Source organism: Pseudomonas sp. AB39(2026), from assembly GCF_059831485.1.
The window spans coordinates 3,689,710-3,707,875 of record NZ_CP195212.1; the positions used below are offsets into that span (position 1 = coordinate 3,689,710).

The 18,166-nt window shown below is 62.1% G+C and carries 15 protein-coding genes; all 15 read right to left on the reverse strand.

All coding sequences use genetic code 11. The features are described from left to right. Window positions 1–147: 147 nt before the first annotated feature. Window positions 148–1,230, reverse strand: a complete 1,083-nt coding sequence (locus ACSAMW_RS16975; RefSeq protein WP_500591286.1) for a polysaccharide biosynthesis/export family protein — start codon at window positions 1,228–1,230, stop codon at window positions 148–150. Between the two features lie 48 nt (window positions 1,231–1,278). Further along, complete coding sequence (locus tag ACSAMW_RS16980; RefSeq protein WP_500591287.1) at window positions 1,279–2,691, reverse strand: undecaprenyl-phosphate glucose phosphotransferase; 1,413 nt, start codon at window positions 2,689–2,691, stop codon at window positions 1,279–1,281. 64 nt (window positions 2,692–2,755) lie between these two features. Then, entirely contained in the window at window positions 2,756–3,961 is a 1,206-nt protein-coding gene (locus ACSAMW_RS16985) for a glycosyltransferase family 4 protein (protein ID WP_500591288.1), read from the reverse strand. Further along, a complete protein-coding gene (locus ACSAMW_RS16990) occupies window positions 3,958–5,070 on the reverse strand; it encodes a glycosyltransferase family 4 protein (RefSeq protein WP_500591289.1) in 1,113 nt (370 codons plus the stop codon). Before ACSAMW_RS16990 ends, ACSAMW_RS16985 begins: the two co-directional genes overlap by 4 nt. A gap of 59 nt (window positions 5,071–5,129) precedes the next feature. Then, window positions 5,130–6,362 carry a hypothetical protein gene (locus tag ACSAMW_RS16995; RefSeq protein WP_500591290.1) on the reverse strand — a complete coding sequence of 411 codons (1,233 nt, stop codon included), beginning with the start codon at window positions 6,360–6,362 and terminating at the stop codon, window positions 5,130–5,132. Continuing rightward, the gene (locus tag ACSAMW_RS17000; RefSeq protein ID WP_500591291.1) at window positions 6,328–7,635 is read right to left on the reverse strand and encodes a hypothetical protein; all 1,308 of its coding nucleotides are present in this window, start codon (window positions 7,633–7,635) and stop codon (window positions 6,328–6,330) included. The genes ACSAMW_RS16995 and ACSAMW_RS17000 overlap by 35 nt, the downstream gene beginning before the upstream one ends. Next, on the reverse strand, window positions 7,607–8,854 hold the full coding sequence (locus ACSAMW_RS17005) for a glycosyltransferase family 4 protein (protein WP_500591292.1): 1,248 nt from the start codon (window positions 8,852–8,854) through the stop codon (window positions 7,607–7,609). The genes ACSAMW_RS17000 and ACSAMW_RS17005 overlap by 29 nt, the downstream gene beginning before the upstream one ends. Further along, window positions 8,851–9,852 (reverse strand): glycosyltransferase, encoded by a 1,002-nt coding sequence (locus ACSAMW_RS17010; RefSeq protein ID WP_500594066.1) that lies wholly within the window; start codon window positions 9,850–9,852, stop codon window positions 8,851–8,853. Before ACSAMW_RS17010 ends, ACSAMW_RS17005 begins: the two co-directional genes overlap by 4 nt. Window positions 9,853–9,871: 19 nt before the next feature. Beyond that, complete coding sequence (locus ACSAMW_RS17015; RefSeq protein WP_500591294.1) at window positions 9,872–10,345, reverse strand: transcription termination/antitermination NusG family protein; 474 nt, start codon at window positions 10,343–10,345, stop codon at window positions 9,872–9,874. Window positions 10,346–10,354: 9 nt separating this feature from the next. Continuing rightward, window positions 10,355–11,140, reverse strand: coding sequence for a WbqC family protein (locus tag ACSAMW_RS17020; protein ID WP_500591295.1), 786 nt, complete (start codon window positions 11,138–11,140; stop codon window positions 10,355–10,357). Window positions 11,141–11,170: 30 nt separating this feature from the next. Continuing rightward, window positions 11,171–13,381 carry a polysaccharide biosynthesis tyrosine autokinase gene (locus tag ACSAMW_RS17025; protein WP_500591296.1) on the reverse strand — a complete coding sequence of 737 codons (2,211 nt, stop codon included), beginning with the start codon at window positions 13,379–13,381 and terminating at the stop codon, window positions 11,171–11,173. A gap of 118 nt (window positions 13,382–13,499) precedes the next feature. Continuing rightward, window positions 13,500–14,429: a glycosyltransferase family 2 protein gene (locus tag ACSAMW_RS17030; RefSeq protein WP_500591297.1), complete on the reverse strand. Its 930-nt coding sequence runs from the start codon at window positions 14,427–14,429 to the stop codon at window positions 13,500–13,502. Beyond that, the gene (locus ACSAMW_RS17035) at window positions 14,426–15,949 is read right to left on the reverse strand and encodes a lipopolysaccharide biosynthesis protein (protein ID WP_500591298.1); all 1,524 of its coding nucleotides are present in this window, start codon (window positions 15,947–15,949) and stop codon (window positions 14,426–14,428) included. Before ACSAMW_RS17035 ends, ACSAMW_RS17030 begins: the two co-directional genes overlap by 4 nt. A gap of 17 nt (window positions 15,950–15,966) precedes the next feature. Beyond that, the gene (locus ACSAMW_RS17040) at window positions 15,967–16,731 is read right to left on the reverse strand and encodes a hypothetical protein (protein ID WP_500591299.1); all 765 of its coding nucleotides are present in this window, start codon (window positions 16,729–16,731) and stop codon (window positions 15,967–15,969) included. 624 nt (window positions 16,732–17,355) lie between these two features. Further along, a complete protein-coding gene (locus tag ACSAMW_RS17045; RefSeq protein WP_500591300.1) occupies window positions 17,356–18,162 on the reverse strand; it encodes a carbon-nitrogen hydrolase family protein in 807 nt (268 codons plus the stop codon). Between the last annotated feature and the right edge of the window lie 4 nt (window positions 18,163–18,166).

An 18,166-nucleotide genomic window follows, 5' to 3' on the forward strand; every position in this document is an offset into this window, starting at 1 on the left:
GGTGTACAGATTTTGCAGGCGATTCTGGGGAGGGCTGTAGCGTGGTGCAGTAAGGGTACGGCCAGGCTGGCTCTGCGGCTCAAGCGCAGGCAGAGCCTGGCGCCTACGACATAGCCAGCCGAAAAGATGCAACCGGCCCCACGGTGATCAATTACGGAAGGCTGCGCCTGTAGCCACTACACTGGCCGACGGCAGTAACTGGCTGATGAAGCGGTTCCAGCGCGTAATGTTGGCCGGGCCTACGAACACAACGTCGGCGCTTTGCAGGTCGAACTGGCGTGCAAGCAGGAAGGCCGTAGGCTTTTTCGCATTGAGGTAGAACACGGTTGGTGGCTGATGGGTGTCAGGTTGGGCACTTCGAATCACGTACACCGCTTCGGCGTTGGCCGTTTCCTGCGCAATGCCGCCAGCATTACCCAACGCTTCCATCAGGTTGAAGCTGCTGCCGCCATAGTTCATCACTTGAGGGTTGTGCACTTCACCCAGCACGTACACTTTGTTTGCGCGGTAGTTGCCCAAATGCAGCTGGTCGCCGTTTTTCAGGTAGAGGCGGCTGAGCGGCGAATCCTTGCGGTTAAGGGTGTCGATGTCCAGCACGTATTCCTTGCCGTCGCGCTTGAGAATCAGCCCTGCAAGGTTGGCATTGTCTGCCTCGCCACCGGCCTTGCTGATGGCGCTGACCATGGACAGCGGCACGTTGTTCAGCGGCTGGGTGCCTGGGTTGCGAAATGCACCGGACAGCACAACTTTCTGGCTTTCATAGGCCTGTACGTTCACGTCCACCTTGGCCACGGTGAGGTATTTGGACAGGGCTTGCTGAAGGTCGGCGCGGAACTGTTCTACCGTCTTGCCACCTGCCGTAATGGCATTGATGTAGGGGTAGTAGATGGTGCCATCATCGCGCACCACCCGGGCGGCGCCGTTGCCGCGTTCAGGGCCTGAAGGGGCGTTCAGTTCTTCATGCTCCCACACCGTGACCACCAGTTCGTCCCCTGGGCCGATGCGGTACTCCTCGGGCCTGTAGTTCAACAGCTCTGCCGACACCGGCTGGGGCGTGTAGAGGGTGTGCTGGGCATTGACGCTGGCGCTGGTGATCGGTACCACCTGCACCGGGCCATCAAGGCCCGTGTCTTCTGCGGCATCGTCTGGCGACATGTGCTGCCCCGGGGCGAAGGCACACCCTTGAAGCATCGCGCTCAACAGCAGGGCAACCAATACAGTGCGATTCATTTCAGTCTTCCTTAAAACAGATGGCGCGCGTGATGAGCGGCGTGTCCATCAGTAAGCGTTCTTGTTGACGAAGCCTTTGAACAGGGTGAGCGCGATGATCTTCACATCCAGCCACACCGACCAGCGCTCGATATAGTCCAGGTCGAACTCCACGCGCTTCTGCATCTTGTCGAGGGTGTTGGTCTCACCGCGCCAGCCGTTGACCTGGGCCCAGCCGGTGATGCCTGGCTTGACCTTGTGACGCAGCATGTAGCAACTCACCAGGCGGCGATACTGTTCATTATGGGCCACGGCATGGGGGCGTGGGCCTACGATGGACATATCACCCAGCAGAACGTTGAAGAACTGGGGCAGTTCGTCGAGGGAAGTGCGGCGCAGTACCTTGCCCAAAGGCGTAACGCGCACGTCGTCGCGGCTGGCCTGGCGTACGTTAGTGCCGTTTTCCTGCACGGTCATGCTACGGAATTTCCACACTTTGATCGGCCGGCCGTCGAGCCCGTAGCGCAGTTGGCGGAACAGCACCGGGCCGCGGGACGTGAGCTTGATGGCGGCGGCGATGAGCAGCATGGGCACCGCGATCATGGCCAGGATAAGGCTGGAGGCAACGATGTCCTCCAAGCGCTTGATCAGGCTGCTGGAGCCCTCCATGGGGCTGTCGATCAGGCTGATACTGGCCAAACCGTTGATGCTTTCACTACGGGCATGCAGCAAGTCGAACATGAACACGTCCGGGATCAGGTACACCGAAGCCGTGGTGTCGCTCAAGGCCTTGACCAGCCCCTTGATGACCGGCTCCTGCACCATGGGCAACGTGATATAGACCTTGTCGATACGGCCTTCGTGGGCGTGCTCGATCAACTGGTCCAGGCCTCCTTGCACGATGATGCGCCTGCCTGAACGGGACAGGTTCATCTGCTGGGGCTGGTCGTCGTAGAAGCCGAACAGGCGCAGGCCCATCCAGGGTGCCCGGGCCATGGAGCGCGCCAGGCGCTCGCCTACCTGGCCGGTGCCCACGATGGCCACATTGCGCGTGTTGTAGCCACGTTTGCGCAAGCTGTGCAGCAGGCTGCGGATCACCAACCGGTACCCGCCAAGGATCGCCAGCACCACGGCGAAGGCCTGCACCTGTTGCACGGGCGTCAAGGCTTCGTTCTGCGGCAGCAGTTCGTTGGCCAGCAGCAGGCAGACGAAGGTCAGGCACCAGTAGGTAGCGACCCGCCGCAGCTCACGGATAACCCGCTCTCCGCGCCAGGAGCCATAGAGGGTGTTGTATTCGCCCAGCCAGTGGAAGACCAGCACGGCCAGCAGCACCTTGCACCAGCTGTCACTGGTCAGGGGGCGGTGGTGGAGCCAGTCGGCCCACAGCGTGCCGCCGGCGACCACGGCCAGGTCCAGCAAGCGATGCGCCAGGGAAAGGAAAGACTGGTGGGCATGAAGGATGCCCTTGTGGGACGTTGACATGGCGGTGTCCTGTCAGTGAAACGTATGCATGGCAAAAGTGCGGAAGACGAAAGCGTGGTGCCGGTTACAGAGGCGCCATTGCAGCCGGTATGGGCACCTGCGGTGCCGCTGCCAGGGCCAGGTGTGGGGTGCTGGCAACGGGGGCCAGTAGCCCCGCCTCTGCACAACGCGTTTCCACACACTGGCGCAACTGGCGCTCGAAGCGGCGCTCACTGAACAGCTCGGCCTGTTCGCGGCAGGCGCGCGCGCTGATGCGGTGGGCTTCGCGCTCGAACGTCTGTACGGCGGCTACCAAGGACGCCACGGTTTGCTGCGGGTAGAACACGCCGGTAGGGGCGGTATCGTCCAGGCCGCGCACCGTTTCCAGCACGCCGCCTCGGCCAAAGGCGATCACCGGGGTGCCGCAGGCCTGCGCTTCTACCGGAGTGATGCCGAAGTCTTCTTCGGCCGCGAACACGAAGGCCTTGGCGTTCTGCAAATGCTGGCGCAGCACCTCAAAAGGCTGCTGGCCCAGAATGGTCACGTTAGGGCCTGCTACGGCGCGTGCCTTGTGGAGTTCAGGGCCATCGCCAATCACCACCAGGCGCTTGTCCGGCATGGCCGTAAACGCTTGCACGATCAACGGGATTTTCTTGTAAGGCACCATGCGCGAGGCGGTGACGTAGTAGTCCTGCTTATCGCCATTGAAGCTGAACCCACTGGTGTCCACGGGTGGGTAGATCACAGTGGAGGGGCGACGGTAGGCCTTGTCGATGCGCCGGCCAATGAACCTGGAGTTGGCGATGAACCCGTCCACGGCAGCGGCCGTGCGCTGGTCCCAGAGGCGCATGTAGTGCAGCACCGTGCGCGCCAGCAGGCCCTTGAGCCCTTTGTTCAAACCACTCTCGGCCAGGTACTGGTGTTGCAGGTCCCAGGCGTAGCGAATGGGCGAATGCACATAGCTGATGTGCAACTGATCTGGCCCGGTCAGTACCCCTTTGGCCACGGCATGGCTGCTGGACAGGATCAGGTCGTAGCCCGACAGGTCCAGTTGCTCGATGGCCATGGGCATCAGCGGCAGGTAGGTCTGGTAGCGCGTGCGCGCTTTGGGCAGGCCCTGAATAAACGTGGTTTTCGCCTGCTTGCCGCCCAAGCGGGCGCGATCCTCATCACTGAGAAAATCGATCACCGCAAACAGGTCGGCCTGTGGCCATAGCTTGAGCATGGACGCCAGCACTCGCTCAGCCCCCGCAAAAGTCACCAGCCAGTCGTGAACGATCGCGATTTTCATAGCTGCTCCGTGGCGCGCTGCGCAGCGCCCGTGGTGGGGGTGGGTGAAGCGGGGCGGGTGGTGTTCAGGGTGTCCAGGCGGTCGCTGATCAGCCGTGCCGAGGTATGCCAGTTGAAACGCGCTACGTTGCGCAACCCTAGGGTTCTCAGGTGCCCACCGATGGAAGCGTTATCCAGCACCAGGGCCATGGCACGTGACATCTGGTCCACGTCCAGCGGGTCGAAATACAGTGCGCTCGATTGCAGCACTTCCGGGATGGACGCCGCGTTGGCGGCCAGCACCGGGCAGCCACAGGCTTGCGCTTCAAGCGGCGGAATACCGAAGCCTTCGTAAAGCGAAGGAAACACGAAGGCGCTTGCGTTCTGGTACTGCTGGATCAGTTGGGCATCGGTCAACCGGCCCAGGAAGCGGATGCGCGCATCACCGGCAGCCTGTTGCTGCAAGCTGGGGTCGGCAAAAATACCGTTGGCGGCGCCCACAATCCGCAGCTCCACTTCGGGGTGGCCCTCGATGCGCAGGAAGGCTTGGATCATCCGGGCAAAGTTCTTGTGCGCACTGGGAGAAGACACGGCCAGCAGGTAAGGCCGCGGAATTTCCAGCGGGTGAGGCCTGAATTCACCGTTCACTGCATTGGGCACCACCATGATGCGTTCGGCAGGCAGGCCGTAATACTCGCCGATCTCGCGTTTGGAGAACTCGCTCACGGTGATCAGGGTATGGGCTTTCTTGAGCATCAATGGCGTCATCCACCGGTAGGCCGTACGGAAGGCGCGGCTGTAGCTTTCCGGGTGGCGTACATAAGTGATGTCGTGGTGGGTCACCACCTGTTTGCCATAGAACAGGGGCGCCGTGGCACACAATGACAGCAACCAGGGGTTGCCGTTGCGGCGCAGCCAGGTGGGCAGGTCCAGCTGCTCCCACAGGTGCCCGCTGCGTTGGCCGATGACCTTCACGTTCAGCTTGCGGGCGGTTTCCTCCATGACAATGCCAGGTGGCGACACGAACACCAGGTCGTTGCGCATGGCATTAAGGGCCAGGCAGATCTGCTCGGCAAACCGCTGTACACCACGCAATTCCTGCGTCAGAAAACGCGCATTGATGACAATCATCTTCGATACATCCTTGGGCAGCGCTTCGCTTGGAAACGGTCTGCCTGGCCGATAGAGGCTCATGGGTTGCCGGTTGTGTTGAGTGGGATCAGCAGCGGCATGCCGCTGACCTGCACAGGGTCATGGGGGGCGCCTGACACGGTCAGCGTGACGCTGGTTGGCGTACCCTGGGTCCAGACCGCCAACAGGCGTTCATGCCCTTTTTGAAACGTGAGTTGCACCAGGCTTTGGCTGTCAGCGGCGGCGGGCGCGGTATCCGGTATGTACTGATAGCCACTGAGTACTGGCGATAGGCGCTTGAGCGCTTCGTACGCTGGCTTGGGGCTAAGGTTGTGGCGCAGCAGCCCAAAGTTGTGTTCCTGCTCGGCCGGGTCACTGCCGTCATTGGCCAGGTCGTACCACCACAGGCCCTTCACGGCCGGGAGGGTTTTAGCCAGCAGGTAGGCCCGGGCCAGCCAGGCGGCCTGGGTCGCTTCATCGATCCCGCACGGGTGCAGGTTGGCCGTGCTGTGCCAGCCCATTTCGGTCAGGTACAGCGGCACTGGCTGGCCGGCGATGCTATCCAGGTGCGCGGAGACGTCACGCAGCCAGCGAATCCAGCTTTCCGGCGTATTGCCACCGCCGGTCTTTTCGCAGTGCACATAGGGGTGCAACGACAGGCCATCCACCACCTTCATCACGCCCCCTGCCACCAGGCGGTCGGCGAAGCCAGCCTTGATGCCTTGAGTGGTCACAGCGCCCGCCAGCAGCCGGGCTTTGGGGTCGATGCGGCGTACCTGGCTGGCCGTGTCGCGTACCAGTTCCAGGTAGGCGTCGCTGAAGGCCTGGGAGGTGGGGTCTTCCAGATCCCACTCGTTGTACACCTCGTAAAAGCCCACCTGGCCTTTCAACCGGTGAGCCACCACGTCCACAAAGCGTGCGTAGCCCTTGCGTACGTCAGGTGCAATCGGCTTGCTGTCATTGGCATAGAAGCGGTTACCGTACCCCAACACCAGCACGCTGTTGATGCCATTGTCACGCTGCGCCTTGAGGTACCTGAACCCTTCCTGCGGCAGGCCCAATTGGCCAGGGTGCTGCTCCACCGTGGACCAGAACGCGTCGTCCCGTACAGAGGCAACACCGGCCGCCTGCATCAGTGCAACAGGGGTGTTCACCGGCAGGGGCCGGTTGAACAGGTGCGTGCCTACGCCCACGATAAAGGGAGCGGGGGTGCTGGCTGCCAGTGCGCTCAGGGGGCCGCACAGCAGCAAGGCGGCGCTATACAGTGCGCGGCGCATGAAAGACAGGCTCATGGCTGAAGGCTCGAAAAGGCAGGCCAAAGGTGGAGACGGCAGGGCGCATAAGGGAATGGGAAACAGCCAGGCCCAGGAACAGCGACGCCACAGGCACCTCCAGCACGTCGGTGGTCCAGCTGATAAGCGTGATGCAGAAGGTGGCGGTCATCAGGGCGCCACTCATCCAGTCCTGGCGCGATGCCAGGCGGGCCATCACGGGCAGTAGTGCGCCGAACAGCAAGATCCCGCCTATACCCAGGGTGCTCCACAAGTACAGTGGCGTGCTGTCCGTGACCGACGGCATCATGGCCGAAAACACCGGGAACATCGCAATGCTGCTGCCTACCATGCCCAGCCCGGCACCGGTAATACCCCAGCCCTCCGTGTCAATGCTGTCGATTACCCTGGGCCAGGTGTTTACCAGGCGGTCATAGAAGGACGACAACAGGCTGCTGTCCGTGGTGGCGTGGCCGTCGAAATCGATCATTACCGATAGCACGGGCAGCGCGAAGCCCAGGCTTACCACCAGCAGGAACACCAGCCGGCACAGCAGCGGCTGGCGCAGGATCGGCAGCAGCATCAGGGCCAGAGCAAAGGCTGCTGCGGTGGACTTGTTGGTGGTGAGCAGAATGCCTGCGAATGCAGCGGCAAACAGCACCGCCAGCAGCAGCCTGGCGCGTGTGAAGGCGGTGAGGTACAGCGCATACAGCGCCATCATCATGGCTGCGGTGGTGGACATCCGCGCAAAGCCGCCGGGGCGGTCGGTACCGCCGTCAGACCAGGCCGTATTGCCGTGTACCGTGGTGTCACCCAAGGTGTAGCTGTAGCCCTTCCACGGCACGCTGGTGTACTTGTCCAGCAGGATGCCTGCGATAGAGGCCGCCAGGCACAGGCCTACCGCCCACACCATCAGCGGCTTGCGCTGTTGCAGGTAGCCGCCGCACAGCAGGCCGAACAGCAGCGGGCTGTAGATGAACAGGCTGAAGCCCACGTTGCTGAGGCTGGCACCGTGCAGCATGCCCAACAGGCTGGACGCGGCCAGCAGCAACAACCCCAGCCAGCCACCACGGCTCAGGCGCGCGGTCAGCAGTTCAAGCCCGAACAGCGCCAGGCAGGCTGCCTTGGGCAGGTACAGCAAGGCTGATGCACCGGCCATGTCCAGGTAGTAACGCAGCGCACCGGAGAAGGTTTCTACCCCGATCAGGCTGACGGCGGTGAGCGCGATCACCCAGGACTTGTTGAAGGCCAGCGAAGCCCGGCGTTCAGTGGCTGTGTACGGCAATGTCGCCACCCTGTATGGATGCGCCTTTGTAGGCGGCCTGATTGAAAATGCCTTGGTAGGCGTCCAGCATCCGCTCCAGGTCCTGCAGGTGAGCCACGCTGCCCGGTGCCTGGTCAGTCAGCCGTTGCCGCAGCCCAGTGTCTTGGGCGATGCGTGTCATGGCCGCACCCAAGGAATCGGTGTGTTCGGGGGCGCACAGCAGCCCGTTCACCTCGTGTTCGATGATTTCCGGCAGGCCACCCTGGCGGCTGGCGACCACCGGCACCGAGTAGGCGCAGGCCTCTACAGCGACCAGGCCAAAGGGCTCGTTCCACAGGGAAGGCACCACGGCCACGTCGATGCGTGGGTAGAACTGGTCAGGTGACTGATAGCCCACAAAGTGGATGCGTGGGTTGTCACCGGCCAGCGCCCTGAGCTGGGCTTCGTAATCGGCCTGGCCCCGCCCGGCAATCTCCAGGGTGGCGTCAATGGCGAGGGCGCTGAACTGGCGGATCAACCAGGCCAGGCCCTTCTGCTCGGACAACGTGCCCATGTAGCCGAAACGTACGGGCGCCAGCGCTTGGCTCGCGGGCATTTGATAGGCCGCAATGGTGGCCTCGGCGCGAGGGGTGGCGCTATAGACGACTGCGGGCTGGGCCTGGCGGAAAAAACCCGCAGCACGCACCCGTTGCAGCAGGTAATCACTTACCCCCACCACGGCCGCGACCTGGGTGGAACGCTGGGCATGCCCGTGGCGCAGGCTGCGGCACGGGGTGCACGGGGCCTTGCAGGCAGTGCCCTTCTTGAACATGTTGCTGCCTGGGCACATCAGGTACAGGTCGTGCAGCACCTGCACAATGGGAAGGCCTGCTGCAGTGATTTCGTCCCAGGCGGCTACTGACCACCCCGCCAGGTTGTGGCAGACCACCACGTCCACCTGCTCCTGCGTGATCACGCTCCGCACATACTGGCGCATGGCGGCGTTGTAGCGGTCACGCAGGTGCCAGCCCAGGCGAAGCAGCGCACCAGGGCGTTGAGGGCTGTACGGCCAGTACGTGTTCAACAACCCTGCCCGGTACACCTTTACACCACGTACATAGCTGACGTGCAGGCCCGGTTCAGATCCCGTGGCCAACACGCACACGTCATCGCCACGCTGCTGCAGGCCCTCTACGGTGCGCTGCAGCACAACTTCGGCCCCGCCCCCGATATGCGGGGCGTACAGGGTGTTGATGAACAGTAGTTTCATAGGGGGTAGGACTCGTGCATGCCCAGCCGCCCCGACTCACCGTCGCGAATGGCCTGCTCGATAAGGTTCAACCGCTCCAGGGAGCCCTTGCGGCGAGCTACCTGGCGCAACAGGAACAGAAACACTGACCGGTTCAGGGTGTACAGCCAGCCGGACGCAACCCACACATGCTTGTCGAACCAGGCTTGGTTGCGGGCGGCGTAGTAGGCGCGGAAGGACGAATTGCCCAGCAGGAAGGTCTCGTAGATGTTGGCAGTGCGTTCCTTGATGTTCCAGGAGTGCTCCAGGTCGTCCAGTACGGCTTCAGTGACCAGGAAAATCTCGCCGCCCGAGGCCGTGATGCGCCAGGTGTACTCGGTGTCGTCCGCGTACAGCAGCAAGTCGCCAAGGGGTGTGCCGATGCGCTCGTACAGGGACCGGTGCGCCAGCAGGCCGCCGTAGGTAGTAAACGGCAGCTTCACTAGCGGGCCTTTGGCACGTGAGCTGTCCGGGCGGCCCCAGGCCGTGCGGCGCCACACCTTGTAAGGCAACTGGGCAATGTGAAAACCGAAGCAACTGGAGCGCCATTGCACGGCAAAGGGACGGGGCACGCCAGCGGCGATATCGGCCTGGTGGGTAGGGCGGAAGCCGATCACGGCCGTCTTGTCCCAGCCCTTGCCCTGTGCGCATTCGAACAGGCGCTTGTGCAGCGCATTGATGGCGCCCGCCTTGGGGGCATTGTCGTCGTCCATCAGCCAAATGTATTCAGCGCCGCTGGCCAGTGCGGCCTCAATGCCCACCTTGTAGCCTACGGCCGAGCCGGTATTGGTGGGCAGGTCAATCACCTCCACCTGCCCTGGCCAGCTGTCACATAGTGAGCGCAGGTTGTCGGTGGAAGCGTTGTTGACGATGATCACACGCTGGATGCGCGGGTTGCCCAGCGACCGGCTGACCAGGGTCGTGAGGTAATGCAGCCGCTGCCCGTAGGTGAGCGTGACCAGTGTGGTAGTGCCGTTCATGGCGTGAGGCTCTTGGGTTTCAGTACGCATGGGTGACGACCTGTTTCAGCGGCTGGCGAGGCAGGGCCGCGCGTTGTTGGTGCGCTAGCAGCGCAAGCAGAATGACGGCACGCTTGTCGCCGTCATTGCACAGGAAGATCGCTTCCAGCCCGTTGCCTGAACACTGACGCAGGCCCGCAATCAGCCCGTCGCTCACCGGGCACGGTTGGGAGCCGAACGCCACGACGCGGGCCACCCCGCGTGTAGAGCGGATGGGATACCAGCTGGCCTCGCGCGGCATGCGAATGAACAGGTAGCCAGGAAACAGGGCTGTAGGCACCAGCTGTGCTACCGATGCCCCTGCGGCGTATTCGGCGACCGGGAGGTAGCACTCGAACCCTTGGCGTACCAAGTGCGCTTCAGCACGCGCTTCCTGGCGCGGCTTGGTCTGGATCACGTACCACTGGGCAGCGGGGCACTGGGTAGCGAGGCGGTGGGCAACGGCGGCGTCCATGGCGGCCTCCTAAGACAGCGAAAGCGCGGCGTGGGCCGGGCTATGTAAGGTGGCCACGGGCTGTGGGGCTTCCCTTCGCGGCATGGGCAGCAACAGGCTGTACTGGTCCAGCCATTGGCGCACCTGCGCAACCGGGTTGAACATCAGCACATCGATGATCGACAGGTGAGACACGAACGGCTGGCCGAGCTGGGGGTAGCTGATAGGGCCCATCTGGTGGAAACGCAGGCTCAGGCCGGCCTGGCGGAAGCGTGTGTCTTCATACAGCTCGCGGCCACCAATGGGGTTGACGTAGCGAGTGCCCCCTAGCCGGTGCATGGTCTTGATCACCCGGTCCTGCTTGTCGGTGATATCGCGGATACCCAGTTCAGAAGCACGCAGAATGGGTGTGTCGATACCCAGGTAGGCGCAGGTTTCACGCAGGGTATGCTCCAGGTAGCGCGCCAGGTTGGTTTCCGGGTGGCGCAGCATGGCTTCGAGCAAGGGCATTACGTTGGCGCGCTGGGGCGCACGGGCATAGTGCAGCGACAGGGTCTTGAGCAGGCTGTCGATGCTGCCTGCCCACGTATCGGCCAGGCGCCGCTGGTTGATGGCCAGACCATGGGCGTCGCGGGCCAGGGGCAGGCTGAACAGCCACGGCTTGCCGGCGCACAGCACACGGTTGCGGTTGATCCAGCCGTCCTTGACGTATTGCAGGTCGTCCCCAAGCACGAACACGTCCGCACCGGCAATCAGTTGGAAGTAGCCTAGGTAAGGGCACCAGTACGGCTGCATCATGGCGATGGTGGTGTTCATCCGTTGTCCTCCTTGAAGGGTGAGTGGCGCTTACTTGCGCGCGTCGCCGTAGTCGTAGCCGTATGAGGCACAGTCGTATTCAGCAGTGGAGGCCTTGCGGACTACACCGTTGAAAATCGCGCCTTTGAGGGTCACGCCGTTCTGCTGCAGGCGGCGGCGGGCCACGTCGATCTCCCGGACGGTGCTCTGGCCGAAGCGGCTGACCATCATGCTGGTGCCGGCATGGCGGCCGATCAGGCTGGCATCGGTCACAGCCAATACAGGCGGGGTGTCGATAATCACCAGGTCGTAGTGCGGCGACAGCTCATTCAACAGCTGCGTGAAGCGCTCATGCATCAGCAGCTCGGAGGGGTTGGGCGCGGCATAACCGCAGGAGATGATCTGCAGGTGCTTCACAGGGGTATCGTGCACCACGTCTGCGACCGTCACCTTGCCGGCCAAAGCGTCTGCCAGGCCGTGGCGCGGCTGCACGCCAAACTGCTGGTGCAGGTAGCCTTTGCGCATGTCCGCATCGATCAGCAGCACACGCTTGCCGGCCTGAGCGCTCACCACCGCCAGGTTGGTGCAGACGAACGACTTGCCCACCCCTGGGGTAGGGCTGGTGATCATCAGCACAGGGTTGTGTGCTTCGGCCATGGCAAAGTGCAAGCTGGTACGCAGGCTGCGCAAGGCTTCCATGGTGCCTTCTCGTGGCGCCACCACGCCCAGCAGGCGCGACGGTGCCTGGCCTTTGCGGGTCTGGCCGCGATTCAGGCGTTCCTGCTGGCGCGACAGTGGCAGCGAGGCATACACCGGCAGGCCCAACTGCTCCACGCTCTCGGGGTTTTCCACGCCACGGTAGAACGCCTGGCGCACGAACACGGTGGAGATGGCGGCCAGTGCGCCGAGCAGGGCGGCCAGGGCTACGATCAGCTTGCGCATGGGCTTGACCGGCTCTTCAACGTTGGCGTCGGCGCTGTCGATGATGCGCACGTTGCCAATGTTGCCGGCACGAATGATGTCCTGCTCCTGCACCCGGTTCAGCAGGTTGGTGTAGGTCTGGGTGGTCACTTGCATGTCACGGGTCAAGCGCAGCAGGTCTTGCTGGGTTTCCGGCAACTGGCTTACTTCACCCTGCAGCTTGGCTTTCTGGGCTTCAACCTGGGCGATCTGCTGCGACAAGGCGATGGATTGAGGGTGCTGACGGGTGTAGAGACGGTCCAGGTCGGTACGCTTGAGGCGCAGTTCCGAGAGCTGGTTGTCGTAGGCCACGACCTGGCTGAGCAGCGCGCTGGTCTGCTGGCCGATGTCCACGGCATGCGTGCGCAATTGGAAGGTGTGTAGGGCGTCTTCGGACTTCTCCAGCTCGGCACGTACCACGGGCAGCTGCGAGCGCAGGAAATCCAGCCGCTGGCCTGCTTCGGCCGAGCTGCGCTCCACATTCTGGCGCACATAACGGTCGCTCACTTCCTTGACCAGTTGCACGGCGCGGGCCGGGTCGGTGTCCTGGATGGACAGGTAGACAATGCCCGAGTCCTTGCCGGCCTCGTTGACCTTCAGGCGCTCCTGGTAGTCCAGTGCGGTCGCTAGCTCACGGTTGCGCACAACACGAAACTCAGTACCCGGCCGTGCAGTGAGTTGGGTGAGTAACAGGCTCACGCCATTGTTTTCGCTGGCAACACCCACTGTGCCGCTCAGCAGTTCGGTGCCGTTGGCGTCTTTGAGGGTATAGCCGCCGTTGTCACCGGCTGTCAGCACCATAGGCAGGCCCAGCAGCGACGGTGGTACGTCCAGGGTGCCTACGGTGATGGCTTCGCCACCCCAGGCGAACGAGTCCAGCCCCAGAGGGGCCGAGGCCAGTTGGCCTTTGGCTGGCGCAAACTGGCGGGCGTACCATTTGCCCAGCAGCGGCAGGTAGCGCGGGGTGGCGATCACATCCAGGTGCAGGTCCGTGATTACCCGGCCCAGCACTGCGCGGGACTTGATCAGCTCGATCTCGGTGGCGGCCTCGGACACAGACGTCGGCTTGCTGTTGAACACCGGCGTGGCGTCCAGGCCGATCTTTTTCGGCTCTATCTGGATCATCGCATTGGCCTGGTAGACCGGTGTGGCCACGAGCGCATAGCCGGCACCCAGCAGCGTGAACACCCCCACCATGGAAACGATCAAGGCCTTGTGATCGAACAGCATGCGCAGCAGGCTGGCCACGTCGATACGGGCGTCCTGCTGAGGCTCAAGGCTGGTACGAGACACTGTGTTCATGGTGTAGCTCCTGGGCCAAGGCCGCTGGCGTTGGCAATCGTTTCCGTAAGAGGGGCAGGGGGTGTAGGGCAGGTGTGGGTGGGTACGCCACCACCCGCTTCATCAGGCAGTGGCATGGTCAGCGGCCTCCCATGGGCAGCGTGAGGCGCCGGAACAGGTTGCGGCTGACATTCGTGAACACCAGCGCCAAGGCGCTGAGCTTCTGCCAGGGGGACACCGCCGCTAGCGACAGGCTGAACACTTGGGTGAGGAAGTATTCGTACAGCGGCTGGTTGCCCCGGTGGTGGTAGTAGTTGGCCAGGCAAGACGCTGTCTGCAGGGACATGTGCAGCTTTTTCTTCTCGCTGCGCATGGAGAAGATCCCGCCGCCATGCACCCGGTAGCCGCCTGGTGCAACATTGGCCAAGTACTTGCCCTTGCCATGGGCACCGAGCATCGACCACCAGCACACGTCCATCAGGGGCGCCAGTTCCAGCTCGCGGGGCAGCTCATGCAGCACGTTGCGAAAGCACGCCGTGAGGGTGGAAATGCGACGGCCCTGTTGCAGTTCCACGCTGGTGGCATCGCGCTGCCAGGTGCGACCAAGCTGAACCCCGTGCTCACCCTGTTCGTTGACCATCACCGCATCGTGGTAGGCGATCACGTAGTCAGGGTGCTGCTCAAGGAAGTCCACCTGCTTTTGCAGCTTCAGCGGGTCGGTCCAGTAGTCGTCACCGTCGCAGTAGGCCAGGTAACGCCCCTTGGCCATGTTGAACAGGGCGGGGTAGAACAGCTTGCCCTGGCGGAACTGGTTTTCGTCGTGCAGCACCGGCCGAATCAGGTTCGGGTAGCGCACGGCGTAGGCTTCGATGACCTGGCGGGTGCCGTCGGTGGAAGCGTCGTCGTTGATCAGGATCTCGAACGGGAAGTCGGTGCGCTGGGCCAGGAAGCTCTCGATCGCTGCGCCGATGAAGGCCTTCTGATTGAAGGCAGGGCACACCACGCTCACCAGGGGGGCTGTTGCACCGCCCCAGGTTTTCAGGATGTCGTGTTCGGTTCGAATGCTCATCGTCCTACGCTCGGTTTGCTCAACAGAAGAATGACGCGGGCCGCCAGCAGGCGATCGCTCCCAGCGACCACCGTCAAGGTGACAAGGCCGCAGATGGCCAGGCTTGCCATGGTCAGCAGGCGATTTTCTCCGGCCATCAGGCGCACGATCGGCTCGGCCAGGCCCAGGCCTACCAGCGTCATGAGGCTGATCCGCAGCATGTCCTTGAGCCACACGCCGTGAAGGCCGGGTGCCAGGTGGTTGTGCACCACCCGCGGCCAGATGGCGAAGGACAGCAGGCGGAGTACGAACCAGGCCGCCGCAGCGCCCTGGGCACCGCAGGCATTGATGGCCAGTACCATGACAGGAACGGTGATGGCGGCCGAGATCACGCTGTACCACACGTGCAGGCGAATGTGCCCGTAGGCGTATTGAAGGTGGTACTGGAAGGTGCTGGCCGCCATGATGGCGCTGCCCAGTGCATACCAGAACAGAACCGGCCGGCCCCAATCAGCCGCGGCGTGGTCTCCGCTCCAGGCGTACAGCAGGTCGCCAGCATGAACCGCCATGACGCTGGCCAGGGGGAACAGCAAGGTGCAGGTAAAGCGGCTGGCGCCCAGGTACAACTGGTGCAGTTCCTGGGAGCGCCCTTCGGCCAGCAGTACAGTCATGCGTGGCAGCAGGGTTTGCACCAGGGGGTTGATCAGCATGAGGATGCCAGTGGTCATCAAGGCCACTAGCGAGAAGTAACCGTATTCGGTCAGCAGCAGCCGCTCGGACAGCAGCATCTTGTCCAGTTGGGTAAGCACGATCCACAGCACGGACGTAAAGGACAGGCTTACGGCGAACGGCACAATAGGCTTGACCAAGGCCCAGTTGAACCCGCTGAACCAGCGTGGCGCGGGCAGCCGGGTATAGGCCTTGCTGGCGAAGATCAAGGTTTCGATCACGGCCACTACCAGCTGGAACTCGAAAAACACCAAAGCGTCTTGAGAAACCACGGCTACTAGGAACAGCCCACCGAAATACCGCAGCGTGGTGATCACTACGTTGGCGCCGTTGAGCCACCCATGCAGCTCCAAGCCCTGCAGGCCACTTTTGTAGAGGGTGGCGTACAGGCGCAGGGCGACCATCCCGCCCATCAGCGTGACGCACTGCACCAAGGTCGCGGCATCCAGTGCCTGGGCATTGAGCCAGTGTGCTGCGATCCAGGGGCTGCCTGCAGACACCCCCCACACGGTCAGCAGCGCCAGTGGCAGGAAGATCAGTTCGAACGAGCGCAGCAGCCAGCCACTTTCATGGCTGCCGGCCTTGTCAGCCTGCTGATGATGGGCGATCTGCCGAACCAGCGACGGCGACAGGCCTACATCCAGCAATTGCAGCCAGGTTTGCAGCACGGTATAGAAACCGATCAGCCCATACACCTCTGCACCCAGGTGGTTGAGGTAGAACGGCATGATCAGAATGCCGATCAGCAGGGTATACGCCTGCCCAACGTAATTGAGGGTGGTGTTTTGGAACATCGATCGATGCTTGGTCATCACGTGCTGGCTCCAGGTCACGGCTGGCGCGCAGGCGCGACGCTACGGCGTGCACGCTGCTGGTTGAGCGCAAGGATCAGCCGTGTTGCTGTGCTGCCAGCGTGGGGGTCACCGTAGTGGAACAGCGCGGTGGCACGGCGTACGTCCGGGCTGCACGGCTGGTTGGCATGCAGGGTGCGATAGCCCCAGAACAGGTAAACGTTGCCAGGCACCAGGGGCAGCGTTTTGGGTTTGAGCCAACCGGCCTCAATGCCATGGCTGATCAGGCGGCGGCTGGCCTTGTTCTGCAGCAGGGCTTTTTCGACCACGTTGGTAGCAACGCTGGAACGCACAGGGCGCAGGTTGGGGAACATCACCAAATCACCGCGCTGTTCGCCTGCTTCAGGAATAAAGATGGGCACCAGTACCGTGAGCAGGGTGGCGTCGTAGTGGAACGCGTTGGATTCGCGTGTGCCGCTGCCGCCTTGTACACAGCGCAGCACGGGAAATATCTCGCGGCTGGTGGCGGCTTCGCCGGTGGCATAGCGGTGGAGTTGGTCCAGGGTTGCCGACAGTTCCGCCGACTTTGCCAGCCGTGCCAGCGGGCTCCCAGCCAGAGCATTCAAACCGTGGTAGGCGAAGTATTGCCCGTAGTGGCGGTCGGCTTCGTGCGCCACGTACTGGCGAAGTTCAGCCAAGGCTTGGGCCGAAAACGCCTGCTCGATAACAGCGTGGCCGTGTTGGTCCATGTCCTGGGCCAGGCGCGCGATAGACGTTGGGTCGTTGTAGGACAATGGCGACATGAAAAGACACTCTATTCGTGAATTAACGCTTAACTTTCGAGCCAATTCTGCTGACTTAGGGCAAAGCTACCGCCAGGCGCGTCGTATTCAACGAACCCAAACTTCGTGTTGTATCCAAGTAAACTTTAAAAACGCTACGCGCCTTTTTTGATCAGTGCGTTACAGTCAATAAAGGCAAAACCAAACAGCAAGCCGAACCCGTAAACACGTCAAAAATGAGTATTTTTGTTTGCCAGCCTGAGGGTTTGGAGCGGGTTTCGCAGGTGCCTGGCATTGCGCAGGCCGCTGCGGCGTTTCCCGTCGGTGGGTGATATATCGGTTTTTAAGCGAAGCCTGTCAATCGCTTCGGATGAAAAAATCGCAGATAGTCAAAATGATACAATTCTTGATGCTTAAGTCTTTGAATTTATTGGTTATTTATTTTTGACGATATCGAATTGATGTCATTTTGACGTTAAGTAATGGCATATTTTTACAAGCTATTGATTTTATTGGTAAAAATAAGAGAATTTCCAGCTTTTGAGGGTGTTTCAGCCTTTTTCGGGGCCGCACTTGTGCGACCACCGTCAATGCCAAGGCGCCATCATAATGCCATCGCCTTGTGACACCTTTGGAGCCGTGTCGTTAAATTGACTGCGGGTATGGCGAACCGTAGAGGTCACGGCGCAAATCCAGCAGGTAAGGGCTCGCTCGGCGGCAGGCCGCTAGTGCGTCTTTGGTCAATAGGCTGAACAGCAAGCCCTCTTCAGTGGCTGACAATACCTGCTGGGTACCATCAGGCCTGTTCAGGCTACTCAGGCCACAATACGTAAGGTCGGCTTCAGGCCCACTGTAGTTGGCATAGGCCAAGTAACAGCCATTCTCGTAGGCTCTGGCCCTGACAGTCACGTCGGCTACAAACTCAAACCCCACCATATTGGCGGTGGGCACCAGTACAAGATCCGCACCGGCCAATGCCAGGTGGCGAACGGCCTCTGGAAATTCCACGTCATAGCAGATCAGCAAACCAAGGTTCCAGCCGTTGAGTTTAGCCGTTACAAAGCGGCCATCGCCTGGCGTGAACATGGCGCGGTCCAGCCCCCCGAACAAGTGTGCTTTGCGGTAGTTCAGCAACCGCTGCCCTTGGCTGTCCACCAACTGGGCCGCATTGTAGATGGCGCCATCAGGCCCGGCTTCCGGGTAGCCATAGGCAATTGCAATGCCTAGCCGTTGTGCCGTGGTGGCAACGTGCTTGAACCCGGCGCCGTCAGCCGGCTGGGCACGCTCGGCTGCCGCCTGTGCCCCAATGTTGTAGCCACTGAGGAACATTTCCGGGAACACCACCAGGTCGGCACCCTGGCGAGCGGCCTGGGTAGCCCAGGCCTCCAGCCGCGCTAGGTTGTCCTCAGGTGCGTGCGGCCCCGCGGGGCCTTGGTAGAGCGCTATCTGCATGGCG